We start from the raw sequence: 12024 nt of genomic DNA on the forward strand, positions 1-12024 counted from the left end.
CTCCTGCCCAGTATGGCTTCATGATCGAGGAAGCGAGACTACGACCGTGAACGACGACAACCAACAATCAGTTCTCTGCCACAGCATGTTGCTCGGGCTGGCAGGACTCATACCCGACTCGGCGCTGGCTGAGGCCCGGCGACTGCTCGGCGCCGGCGGGCCCGGTGCCACAGCTTCGGCGGCCGCGGTGGTGGTCGACGCCGTGACGGCTGCGCCGATCCGCCTGACCGATGACGATCGGGAACTACTGGCGGCGCTGCTCGGGAGGCCCGACGCTGACATCCCCGGGCTTCCGGGCGACGAGGTGGCACCGCCGCCGACGTTCTGGTTCGCGCCCGGGCCGATATCGGTACTCAAGGAACTCGGAGGGCGCGTCGGAGCGTCGCTGGACTTGACGTTCGGCCCGGACACCGAGCTCCTGCATGACGCGACCATTGGTCTGCTCGGCGCGGTCGACTCCGCGGTGATCGCAGAGGTCGAGCAGGCCGCAATGTTCTCCGTCGGGTTGCCGGGTGCGCCGGTGGGCCTGTGGCGGGCGTGGCGCTACGCCGGAGTCGACGATCCCGACCCCCGCCCGGTCTATCTCGTCGAGGTCGTGCCGGGCGGCACGCCGTGGGTCGCGACGGCCGCCATCCAGAACGTCGTGTCCAGGCTGGGCGTGACCGCGCCGTCGGTCGAGGTCTTCGAGTCCTGGGAACCGATCGGCTCATATCAAGCGCAGGCGCGATCGAGCTCCGCGTTGCTGTGGGCCGCGACTCCCGGCCGGCCGTTCCAGTCGGCGCAGGTGTACGACCGAGTCGACGAAGCCACCGGCGCCGGCGGTTTCGACGCCGGACACCCGCTGATCGAGGATGAGGATGAGGCCGAGGCGCTGCTGTACTACCTGGATGCGGGCATCGCCCTCGCGGTCACCGACGCGATGCTGGACGACGTCATCGATCCCTCTCTCCGGGCGTGCGTGCCGCTCAACTTGCGCACCGACGGCGAGTGGATCTGGACGGACACCGTGTTCTACTACCTCCACCAGCACGGGCTCTCGCCCGATCCGAGGCTGGTGGCGCACATCGAGGAGCGGCGCGATCCTCCGCCCGAGATGCTCGACGGGGTCGCGCTGTTCCGTGCGATCCACCATCTGGAGCGTTCGCCCGCCGCGCTGTGACTGCTGGCTCAGGCTGCGGCGTGGGGCTGAACGTGGCGAGATCAAGGAGCACATGACTTGGCTCATCCGCGCAGTCATTCGGCGTGTACTCAGCGGCCGTAGATCTGGTCCAGGCCCACGAGCACGACGTCGTCGTCCCCTCCGGCGACATGGCGGAGCTGGTCGGTGAATCCGGCGCCGCTGAAGCAGAGGAGCTTCGCGGTTCGGGCACCGGGGCGGTCTTGCTCGACGAGCAGAGCGCGGATGCGGCGCAACCGGTCGAGGTGCCCCACCCCGACGACGTCGTTGCTCTTGGCCTCTCCGATCGCGATCAGAGGTGAACTGTCGTCGTCGGCGAGGCCGAAAACGGCGACGTCGAGCTCGTGGCTGGTCTTGTTGGACGGATCGGCCACGGTGCCGGCGGCGACCCGGTTGGGGTGGTCGTCGAACAGGTCCGGCGGCGCCATGTGCCATGCCCAGTCGCGACAGGTTCTCTCGAAGTGCGGTCCGAGCACGTTGCTGGCATAGCGTTTGCGGGCGCGCTGCCAGATGCGGGACAGGTCGCGGGAGCGCTCGAGTTCGGGCCAGATCGGCCTCATGATCGCGTGGTAGAAGGTGATCAGCGGCTCGGCGATCCGGTAGTGGCTGCGGTTGGCTCGGAACGCGTCGACGTCTCGGGTGAGCAGGCCGATGTCCTCAAGCACGGTGAGCGGGTGGGTGATGTCGGTCGACTTGCGCCCGATGTAGCCGGCGATGCCGCTGCGGGCGTGGTTGCCGGTCGCCACGGCGGCGAGCACGGAGTGGTAGAGGCCGGTGTCGTTGATCTCGGCTTCGTCGGCCAGCAGGTAGCGCGCCTCGCGGAACAGCGGGCTGCTCGGGTCCAGGACGGTGCGCACCACCCACGGGTCGAAGTCCTCGGGCCCGGCGGGGGTGTCGTTGCGGATGAACTCGCGCCGATAGGCTGGCGTGCCGCCGACGATCGCGCCGACCTGCAACGCCAGCCGCGGATCGTCGAGTTCCCAGAACTCGGCGGCCGCTTGGTGGTCGAGTGGGCGCACCACCATGTCCAGTCCCGCCCGTCCGCGGAGGGGAGCGTCGCCGGCCAGGATGCGGCCCATGAAGCTCATCGCCGAGCCGCACAGCAGGAGTCGCGTGCGCGAGTCGCGGCGTTCAGGACGCAGCGGACCGTAAGCGGCCTGGATGACGGAGGGCAGGGCGTGATTGGCCTTGGCCAGGTAGGGGAACTCGTCGAGCACCACCGTCACCGGCTGCTCTCGGCCCAGGTCCAGCAGTGCGTCGATGGCGGCGCGCCAGTCGTCGAGGCGCAGCGGGGCGGGCGAGCCGAGGTACCGGGCCAGCGCTTCGCCGAGGAAGGCGAGCGATTCGACGTCGGTACCCTCCTGGGCGCAGAAGTAGAATCCGCCGGACTGCTCGCACAGCGCCTGCAAGAGGAAGCTTTTGCCCTGGCGTCTGCGGCCGGAGACCACGCCAAGGGTGGCACCCGGTTGGGGATCGGTGACGAACCGGGTCAGCGCAGCCCATTCCCGATCTCGGTCGAACATCTCCGCAGGCTTGTCCACGCGAGGCCTCTCGTCATAGGAGTCGAGTTATTATAACTCGACTCCTATGAGGTGCTCCTTGATGGGGCATGGCCACGTATCCCTGGGTGGATACGTGATCGCTATGACAGACAGATGTGTACGGTGCCGCGCACTTGAGGGGCGCGTAACCGAGCGTCGCAAGGCGGGGGTTCCGGCTTCCTTGGCCGCGCGCAAGCGGGCCGACAGCGCCGGTCAGGAGACGGTGTCGAGGATCGGCTGGTAGAGCGGGAGCACGGCCGCGACCCGAGAGCATGCCGCACTGGAAAAGGCCCCAGCTGATGACGCATGAGCCGATGACCGTGTCCGTGCTCGCACCGGCGGACGTGCCGCAGGAGGCGTGGGAAGCGGAGTGGTCCACCCACGCGCTCGCGGTCCACCCCCGCCGCGTCCGGGAGATGGTGCGCACCCCGAGCTGGCGGCACTGGATGGCAGTGGCGTGCGAGGGCGGGCAGGTCATTGGGCTGATGCCGATGAGCCAGATCGTGGGCGACCGATTCCCGGTGCAGCTGTTCGATCCACGGCTGCGGGCGCCGGGCCTGGCCACGGCCGCGAAGGCCGAGGAGTACCTGCTCATCGGCGGCCATTTCGATCTCGCCTCCGGCTGCTCGGTGTTACCGGAGCTGTCTGCTTCGCGGGCCGCGGACGTGCGGCGCGCCCTGGCCCGCGCCGGCTTCGATCACGCCCGGCGGGAGGGTCTGGACGGCATCGCGCTCTATGTGCCGGACGCGGAGCGGGCCGCGTGGGACGATCCGCAGGCCCCTTACACGTGCGAGCAGGTCAGCGAGTTCAACGCGATCGAGCTGGCCGAACCGGGCTGGGACGGCTACATCGCCGGGCTCAAGAGCAGCCGCCGCTCCGTCGTGGTCCGCGACGTGCGCGCGCTCGAACAGCAGGGGTTGCGCGCAGAGCTCGTCGATCCCGCGACGATCCTCGCCGAGGCGGCGCCCCTGATCATCGACGTGAAGGCGAATCACGGCCAGGACGAACACCCGCAGCTCGTCGAGTACCGGCTCGAACGCTGGATCGGCCAGGGTGCGGGCGTCGCGCTGGCCTTCGCGCTGCGCGACGCGCACGGTTCGCTGCTTGCCGCCGCGTTCGGCCGCCGATGCGGCCGCGTCATCGAGATGTACGAGATCGGTCTTTGCAACGGCATCCCCGCGCGCACCCTCGCCTACGCCGAGGTCCTCATCTACGCGCCGCTGCGGCACGCCGCGGACACCGGCTGCACGGTGCTGCGCCTCGGGTGCGAATCCGGTCACCCGAAACAGTTGCGGGGGGCGGCGGTCAGTCCGGTGTGGGCGGTGGGCTTGCCGTCGTAGCCGGTAGCGGTATCAGCGCCGGGCATGGCTCCGGCGGCGAGCCCGGGTAGGGCCCACCGCCGGAGCGCGATGTGGTTACTGCGGCGTGGTTACCGCGGGTTGGCTACCGCCGTCGGTCAACGCGGCGGGAACTGGGAGTTGGGGGCGGGATCGGCCAGGTTGGCGGTCGGCGGCTGGTTGATGTAGCCGAGCACCGCGCAGTCGATGTCGACGCCGACCGAGCCGTAGGGCTCGGGCTGGCCGGTGGCCGGGTCGACCCCGGTCAGCAGGTCGGGCCGGGTGGCGGCCAGGTTGAACACCTGGTTCTCGTCGATCTGGCGGGTGTCCAGCCCTTCCTTGATCGCCTTGGGCGTCCACAGGCCGAGCTGCGCGTCCCACAGCGGGCTGTAAGCCTTGGAGTGCCGCGGGTCGGTCAGGGTCGGGAAGTCACCGAACACGTTCAGCAGGTCGCCGCCGTTGCGCAGGGCATTGATGAACGCCGGGTCGCTCAGCGAGGCGTCCTTGCCCACCATGCCGTCCAGAGCCAGATGCTGGAACCCTTGCGCGTTCGGGTTGTCGACCCCGGTCTGCCCGTTGACGAAGCCGAACAGCCGCTCGCGGGCCGAGCCGAGGAAGTCGTCGCCGCCGTTGAACGAGACGTCGTTCAGCGCGGGCACATAGGTCGCGCGCTCGAGTACCGCGGTCAGCGGCTGGCCGGCGTCGGTGGAGATGTAGACGATCGGCTGGCCGGCGTCGAAACCCTTGACGAACAGCATGTCCACCCAAGACTCGGCGAACTGGCCGGGCTTGGAGGGGCCGGCGATGTGGACCCCCAGCACCCGGTCACCGGTGTCGGTGTGGGTGGTCACGTCGAACGGGCCGTCCCCGGTGGCGACGATCGGCGCGTCGTAGACGGTGTCGGAGCCGGCGATCTTGATGAACGGGCTGTAGCCGGGGCCGGCCACCGCGCCGGGCTGGAACTCGGCCAGCGGGAACCCGTTCGGGCCGGGGACCGCGATACGGGTGGGGCTGAAGTCCGGCGCGCCGGCGAAGTCGAGGACCGCCGGGCCGAACGGGTTGGCCTTCGGCGTGGGGTTCTCCAGCGTCACGGTCTGCACGGCGGCCGGGTCGCCGATCGCGATGTTGGCCAGCTTGGGCGCGTAGTTCACCCCCAGATCGTCCGCGGCCCCCGCGTCGGAGGCATCCAGCAGCACGTACCAGACCTTCTCCTCGTGCGAGGTGCCCTTGTACGCGATACCGGGATACAGCGGCAGCCGCGCGGTCTCGTTGCTCAGGTTGATCTGGAGGGCGCTTTCCAGGGTCAGATGGTCCCTCGGCAGCAGGCCGCTGAGCGGACCGAGACCGGTCGACTCGCCCGACGCCTTGGTTGTCTGGGCAGCCGGCGCTGCGTTAGCGCCGGCGGGCACGACGGTGGCGAGCACTCCCGCGGTGGCGGCCGCTAAGGCAGCCGCTGGCCACCATCGTCGTGTCGAGATCTTCATCTCTCGTCCTTTCCGCATTCCTGACGGCGACACCGGATCCAGGACGGCGGTTTCCCCGCCGCTGTGTCGCTCGGCAAGTTGGCGTCAGCCGCTTGCGGGGTCTTACGCCGAAAGGTGCTTACGAAGGAATGACGTGTCGGCCACTGCGCGTGCAGGGTCTTCTGCGCTGTTCCGGCAGGTGGCGGCCACGCTGGGCCTGGCAGGTGACGGCGTCGCAGGCCAGAGCGGGGGAGTAGCTTGACGACCATGACAGCACCGGGAGCGCCGCCCGAACCGCTCGTAGACGCACCGTCGGCCCCGGACGAGTGGGTTCGAGCGCTGAGTGCCACGGGGGTCGAGCGGGAGCGCGCCACGGCCCGGCTGCACGAGATGCTGCTGCGCGTAGCGCGGGCGGAGGTGCGCCGCCGCGGTGCACGGTTGCGGATATCCGGCCCGGAACTCGACGATCTGGCGCACCAGGCCGCCGCGGACGCGGTGCTCGCCATCCTCGCCAAGATCGGCGAGTTCCGCGGCGAGAGCCGCTTCACCACCTGGGCGTACAAGTTCGTCGTCTTCGAGGTGTCCGGCAAGATCGGGCGCCATTTCTGGTCCCAGCCCGCGGCCGTGCTGGAGGCGGGGGACTGGGACCGGCTGCCCGACAGGTTCGGCCTCGACCCGGCCCGGGAGTCCGAATGGCGCGACCTGGTCCGCGCGCTGCGGCGGGCCGTCGAGCAGGAGCTGACGGAGCATCAGCGGCAGGTGTTCACCGCGGTCGTGGTGGACGGTGTGCCGCTGGACGCGCTGGTCGCGAAGCTGGGATCCAGCCGCAACGCGCTTTACAAGACGATGTTCGACACACGGCGTAAGCTGCGCGCGAGCCTCGTCGCTCACGGCTATCTGCACGAGAAACCAGGGAGGCGCCCATGAGCGGCTGGCCCGCCCTGGACCGTTTCCTGCAGACCGACCCGGACGACGCGGGATGCGGCGGGGCGATGGAACTGCTCCACGTCTACGCGGAAATCGCGCTCGCCGATCCCGACGCGGCCAGGCGACGGTACCCGGAGGTGGCCGCGCATATGCGGGACTGCGGCCCGTGCGCCGAGGACCTCGAAGGGCTGGTCGCGGCCATCAGGGTGACCGTCGCGGACGGGTAACCGCCGACGGCGCTTCGCCGCGCGGTAACCGCGATCTTCCTTAAGGACGGCAAGCTGACGGGGTCGAACCCGGTCGATCGCGGCATGCCGGGCAGCACGCAACCCTTCCGCACTGACGCAGACGGGCCGCCACCCCTCGCGAGCATCGTTGCTCGTGTGCGTGTGTTCTCGGTTCGTGACTGGGTACGGGGGGTTGCATGCCTGGTCGTACCGCTACCCGATGGAATTGGTCGAGACCATTGACTTTCCTTGGAAGCTAACGCTACCTTCCAAGGAAACTTCGCACGCGCCACCACGACCCCAGAAGCGGCCATGGAGTCTTTGCGGACCACGGGAAAGGCCACGCCGGCCGATGTGCGCGCCGTGAACCGACGGCTGCTGCTCCAGCACATCAGCGAGGGGCGCGGCACCATCTCGCGCGCGGACCTGGTGCGGCTGGCGAGGCTCAACACGGCGACCGTCTCAGGGCTGGTCGCCGAACTGCTGGAGCGGGGCCTGGTGCGGGAGGTCGGGGTCGGGCCGTCCGTCGGCGGCAAGCCGCCGATCCTGCTGGACCTGGACGAGCGGCTGTTCGCCGTGCTGGGCGTGCAGCTGATCCGCGACGGATTCCGCATCGCCGCGCTCTCGCTGCGCGGGCGCATCATCGAGCAGCACGACGAACTCGGCGAGCCCGAGCAGATGATCGAGGCCCTGGTGCCTGCGGTGCGGAAGATGGCCGAAAACCTTGGCCGCAGCGTGCTCGCCGTCGGCGTCGCGGTGCCCGGGGTCGTCGACCATCGAGGACTGATCGCCCGGTCGGTGCTGCTGCACCGCAGCGACTTCGACCTGGGCGGCTGGCTGGGCGAGCGGCTGGGCTACCCGATCCACCTGATCAACGACAGCGACGCGTGCGCGCTCGCCGAGGCGGCGCTCAGCGACGATCCGGCACCGACGCTGATGGCGCTGTACGTCGGCGACGGCGTGGGCGCCGGACTGATCCTGTCCGGCGCGCTCTTCCAGGGCGAGAACTTCGGCGCGGGCGAGGTGGGTCACCTGAACCTGCGCACGCACGAGCTGCGCTGCGAGTGCGGGCGCACCGGCTGCCTTGAGGCGGCCGCCCGTCTCAGCGTCCTGACCGGACGGCCCCAGTCGCTGCAGCTGACCCCGCGCGGCGAGCAGCCCGAGGGCAGCCTCGACGAGGAGGCCGCACGGCGCGCGGCGGTCAACATCGCCGCGCTGCTCGAGCTGGTCTACGAGCTGCTCGACGTGCGCCACACGGTGATCTGCGGACCGGTGTGCGCACTGGGGCCGCGTCTGCTTAAGGACATCCGAAGCGCACTCGCCGACAACCTGCCCTACCTGGGCGGCCACATCACCGTCGAGTACTCCCGGCTCGGATGGAACGGCACCCTGCTGGGCGCCGCCGCATCCGCGGCGCACAAGGAGCTCGGCCTGCTCTGGTCCATGATCGATGCTTGAACAGGGGAACGCAGTGAAGACGGATGCTGTGGAAACGCCGGTGGAAGGCCTACGCGAGCCCAGGTATCTGAAGGTGAAGGGCCACATCGTCGAGCGGATCTCGCAGCTGCCGCCGGGAAAGCCCATCCCGCCGGAGCGCGACCTCGCGGTGGCGTGCCGCACCTCGCGCACGACGGTTCGCAAGGCCGTCACGGAACTGGTCGCCGAGGGTCGGCTGGTGCGCCGCCAGGGCTCGGGCACCTACGTGGCCGAGCCCAAACTCGCGTGGCCGCTGATGGTCTCCGGCTTCACCGAATACGCCGAATCCGAAGGACTGCAGGCGCGTACTGCCTTCCTCTCCGCCGAACGCATCCCGGCCAGCCGCGAGCTCGCCGCGCGCCTCGGCATCCGGCAGGGCGCTCAGGTGCTGTCTATGGAGCTGCTGCGCATCGTGAACGGCACGTCCATGGCGCTCGAGCGCATCCACGTCTCCGCCCGCCGCTATCCCGGCCTCGCGACCGCGGTCGCCAGAACCGGCTCCCTCTACGAGGTGCTGCGCGATAAGTACGGCGTCAGCGTCACCCACGCCGTGGAGACCATCGAGACCGCGCCGGCCGCGCCGCGCGAGGCCGCCTTGCTCGGCACCGAGATCGGCGCGCCGATGCTGCTGGTCTCCCAGCACAGCCACAGCGCCGAGGGCGAACCGGTCGAGTGGGTGCGCACCTGGTACCGCGGCGACCGGTACTCCTTCGTCGCACACATCTCCCGTCCGCCGGCCCCCGCGACCCCGTAGGCACTCAGGGCTCGAACGCCCAGGCGACTTTCATCGGATCACCTTGAAGGGCTTGGAGTCTCGCGGTTCTGCTGGCCTGGCCCAATGTGAATCAAGGCCCTTTGCTCACGCGAGATTTATCCGATGACTGCTCTTGACGGTGCGGTCGGCGGTGTGAACCATGAGCGTCATCCAGCCGCGGCGCCCGGTTGGCCGGATGGACAGCTCAGCCTCCTGACGATCCGTCGCGCCCGAAGCCGGGTCTCATGGTCCTGCGACTGTCCGGTCAGCCCACTGAGAGGAGAGATAGGGCCCCGTGAAGTCGTTCGAGCGCATCGGCCTCGTCGCCGCTACGTGCCTTGCCGCCGCCCTGACTGCTGTACCGGCACGAGCCGCGAGCCCGGTCACCGTGTACGCCTCGCCCACTGGCAGCGGCACCGCGTGCACCAGCAGCGCTCCGTGCAGCTTGACCGGCGCCCGGGCGCTGGTCGAGACGATGAACCGGAGCATGACCGTGAACATTGACGTCGACCTGTACGGCGGCGTCTACCGTCTGCCCTCGACCTTCCAACTCGGCCCGGCGGACTCGGGCAGCAACGGATACCAGGTGGTCTGGCAGGCCGTCGGCGGCCAGGTCCCCGTTTTCAGCGGAGCGGACCAGGTCACCGGCTTCACCCAGTACAACGCGGGGCTGAACATCTGGCGCGCCCCGGTCACCGCCGCCCAGGCCGCGACCGGCGGCCGGCAGCTGTTCGTCGACGGCCAGCGCGCCCAACTCGCGCGCAGCGCCGGAACTCCGGCCGGGCTGTCCGTGACCTCGACAGGGTTCTTCACCACCGACGCCTCCTACGCCTCGTTCACCGGCCAGTCCCGCATCGACGTGGTCGACGACAACGACTGGAAGCACGAATCCTGCCCGGTCGCCTCGATCACCCCGGCCTCCGGCGGCGCGAACATCAACATCCTGTCCAGCTGCTGGAACGCGAACCACACGAACGTCCCCAACCCGAACTTCCCGTTCAACGGCAACGGGTTGCCGGCCATGTCCGGCATCTCCTACGTGCAGAACGCCTACCAACTGCTGACCCAGCCCGGCCAGTTCTACCTGGACACCGCCGGCGACTACCTCTACTACATCCCGCGTGCGGGGCAGAACATGGCCACCGCCGACGTCGAACTGCCGCTGCTGCAGAGCCTGGTGACGTTGCAGGGCACCCCCGGCCACCTGACCCCGGTCAACCAGAACGCCCCGGGGACCGCTTACTCCGGCTCCGGCTGGTTCCTGTCCTCCGGCCGCTCGCTCGGCGACTTCGGCGACGACGTCGAGGCAACCCAGGCCAACGGCGGCAGCGTCAGCTACTCGTTCACCGGCACTGGCCTCGAGGTCCTCGCGGAGACTTACAGCGATGAGGGGACCTTCACGGTCACCGTCGACGGCAAGCCGGACACCAGCCAGCCGTGGACCGAGAACTCCTCCGGCAGCACCCGCCTTGCCCAGCAGGTCGTCTACGCGGTTCAGGGCCTGTCGCAGGGCTCGCACACCGTCACCCTGACGAAGACCGGCGGCATGTATCTGACCGTCGACGGCTTCGAGGCCACCCCGACCCCGATCGCCCCGGTCCACGACATCACCTTCTCCGGCGTCACCTTCACCGGCACCACCTGGAACACCCCGCAGACCGCCGGATACCTCGACAACCAGGCCGGAGTCCTGTGGGACCCCACCGTCACCCCGATCGCCCCCGTCCTGGTGCCGGCGGCCGTCACCGTCTCCCGCGGCACGAACATCACCTTCTCCGGCGACGTGTTCCAGCACCTCGGCGCGACGGCCGTCGCGCTGGCCGACGGTACTCAGAACTCCGCGGTCACCGGCAGCACGATCACCGACACCGCCGGCGGCGGGATCTCGGTCGGCAACGTCGATGACTACTTCCAGACCAACACCACGCTCATGACCAGCGGCGACACGCTATCCGACAACGAGATCTCCTTCGTGGGCCAGAACTACAGCGACACCGTCGGGATCTTCGCCGGCTACACCCGCGCCCTGGCCATCACCCACAACGACATCGGATACACGCCCTACTCCGGCATCTCGCTCGGCTGGGGCTGGGGCTGGCAGTCCGACTGCTCGCTTCAGGCCAGGCAGGGCCTGTCTGTCTGCCGCCACGGCACCGACTACGCAGAGGGCAACCAGATCACGGACAACTACATACACGACGTCATGGGCGTGCTCTACGACGGCGGCCCGATCTACACCAACGGCGGACAGGGCCTTGGCACCGGCGTCCCGTCAGGGCCCTGCCAGCAGTACTCCACCGTGTCCGGCAACGTCGTCGCCGACGGCAACCACACCAACAACATGCTCTACCACGACGAAGGCAGCTCCTGCTGGAACACCTACGACAACGTGACCGAATTCGGCGGCAGCGACTGGGTCGGCATGTGGACCCCGACCATCAACACGATCGACATCCACGACAACTACAGCGACAACGCGAGCTACAACGACAACGGGACGAACATCACCTTCAACCAGGCGACCATCGCCACCGGAGGCGCCTGGCCCACCGCCGCTCGGACGCTGATGTCCCAGGCCGGCGTACCCGCGCAATACGCGCCGGCCACCGGGCGCATCGACGACGCCAGCCTCGCCATCGGCTACACCGGCGCCTGGTTCGACAGCGGATTCCGCGGCTACGGCGACTACGACGACGATGTGCACGCCACCACTAACAACGGCGACAGTGCGACCGTCACCTTCTACGGCACTGGGATCACCTACTACAGCGAGACCTACTCCGACGAAGGCGTCATCGGCGTCACGCTCGACGGCACCGCAGAGCCGAACATCAACGCCTCCACCTCGACGCGCCAGGTCCAGCAGGCGCTTTACACCGTCAGCGGGTTGAATTTGGGTCTGCACACCCTGATCCTGACCAAGCAATCCGGCACCTACATGCTCGTCGACCGCTTCGACATCCGGTAGGAATCCCCGCCGGAGCCGCCTGCGGCCTCTTCGGACACGCGGCGACCGCCGCCTACGCCAAAAACTCATCGTGAGTGAAGGTCCTGAGCGCCGAGGCTCATGTTCGTTCCCGGCGGCTTCGCCGCCGCCCGCGGCGCCTGGGCGCCAGGACCTC

9 protein-coding genes are annotated in these 12024 nt (G+C 69.1%); 7 read left to right on the top strand and 2 right to left on the bottom strand.

Annotation, left to right across the window (positions count from 1 at the left end):
• Nucleotides 1-46: 46 nt before the first annotated feature.
• Nucleotides 47-1159 carry a hypothetical protein gene (locus tag VGZ32_RS04525; RefSeq protein WP_326884530.1) on the top strand — a complete coding sequence of 371 codons (1113 nt, stop codon included), beginning with the start codon at nt 47-49 and terminating at the stop codon, nt 1157-1159.
• Nucleotides 1160-1248: 89 nt separating this feature from the next.
• Here the strand turns inward: VGZ32_RS04525 and VGZ32_RS04530 are convergent, their stop codons facing one another.
• Complete coding sequence (locus VGZ32_RS04530; protein WP_349263482.1) at nt 1249-2718, bottom strand: ATP-binding protein; 1470 nt, start codon at nt 2716-2718, stop codon at nt 1249-1251.
• Nucleotides 2719-3017: 299 nt separating this feature from the next.
• Between VGZ32_RS04530 and VGZ32_RS04535 the strand changes: the two genes are divergently transcribed.
• Nucleotides 3018-4058 (top strand): hypothetical protein, encoded by a 1041-nt coding sequence (locus VGZ32_RS04535; RefSeq protein ID WP_326884532.1) that lies wholly within the window; start codon nt 3018-3020, stop codon nt 4056-4058.
• Nucleotides 4059-4174: 116 nt separating this feature from the next.
• On the opposite strand, the gene VGZ32_RS04540 is transcribed toward VGZ32_RS04535, so the two are convergent.
• The gene (locus tag VGZ32_RS04540; protein ID WP_326884533.1) at nt 4175-5539 is read right to left on the bottom strand and encodes a hypothetical protein; all 1365 of its coding nucleotides are present in this window, start codon (nt 5537-5539) and stop codon (nt 4175-4177) included.
• Between the two features lie 246 nt (nt 5540-5785).
• On the opposite strand from VGZ32_RS04540, the gene VGZ32_RS04545 reads away from it, so the two are divergent.
• The 5 genes from VGZ32_RS04545 (at nt 5786) to VGZ32_RS04565 (ending at nt 11870) form a co-directional block, all read left to right on the top strand.
• Nucleotides 5786-6445: a sigma-70 family RNA polymerase sigma factor gene (locus VGZ32_RS04545; RefSeq protein WP_326884534.1), complete on the top strand. Its 660-nt coding sequence runs from the start codon at nt 5786-5788 to the stop codon at nt 6443-6445.
• Nucleotides 6442-6672 carry a hypothetical protein gene (locus VGZ32_RS04550; RefSeq protein ID WP_326884535.1) on the top strand — a complete coding sequence of 77 codons (231 nt, stop codon included), beginning with the start codon at nt 6442-6444 and terminating at the stop codon, nt 6670-6672. The genes VGZ32_RS04545 and VGZ32_RS04550 overlap by 4 nt, the downstream gene beginning before the upstream one ends.
• A gap of 312 nt (nt 6673-6984) precedes the next feature.
• Nucleotides 6985-8130, top strand: a complete 1146-nt coding sequence (locus VGZ32_RS04555; RefSeq protein WP_326884536.1) for an ROK family protein — start codon at nt 6985-6987, stop codon at nt 8128-8130.
• Between the two features lie 13 nt (nt 8131-8143).
• Nucleotides 8144-8902, top strand: a complete 759-nt coding sequence (locus tag VGZ32_RS04560) for a GntR family transcriptional regulator (RefSeq protein ID WP_326884537.1) — start codon at nt 8144-8146, stop codon at nt 8900-8902.
• A gap of 295 nt (nt 8903-9197) precedes the next feature.
• Complete coding sequence (locus tag VGZ32_RS04565; RefSeq protein WP_326884538.1) at nt 9198-11870, top strand: hypothetical protein; 2673 nt, start codon at nt 9198-9200, stop codon at nt 11868-11870.
• Nucleotides 11871-12024: the final 154 nt, after the last annotated feature.

Origin of the sequence: Actinocrinis sp., from assembly GCF_035938995.1 — a bacterium.
Classification (GTDB): domain Bacteria; phylum Actinomycetota; class Actinomycetes; order Streptomycetales; family Catenulisporaceae; genus DASZGI01.

Excerpts from the sequence above, each read along its gene's own strand:
- VGZ32_RS04535 (WP_326884532.1), top strand. The coding sequence starts at position 3,018 with ATGACGCATGAGCCGATGACCGTGTCCGTGCTCGCACCGGCGGACGTG.
- VGZ32_RS04540 (WP_326884533.1), bottom strand. The coding sequence starts at position 5,539 with ATGAAGATCTCGACACGACGATGGTGGCCAGCGGCTGCCTTAGCGGCC.
- VGZ32_RS04545 (WP_326884534.1), top strand. The coding sequence starts at position 5,786 with ATGACAGCACCGGGAGCGCCGCCCGAACCGCTCGTAGACGCACCGTCG.
- VGZ32_RS04550 (WP_326884535.1), top strand. The coding sequence starts at position 6,442 with ATGAGCGGCTGGCCCGCCCTGGACCGTTTCCTGCAGACCGACCCGGAC.
- VGZ32_RS04555 (WP_326884536.1), top strand. The coding sequence starts at position 6,985 with ATGGAGTCTTTGCGGACCACGGGAAAGGCCACGCCGGCCGATGTGCGC.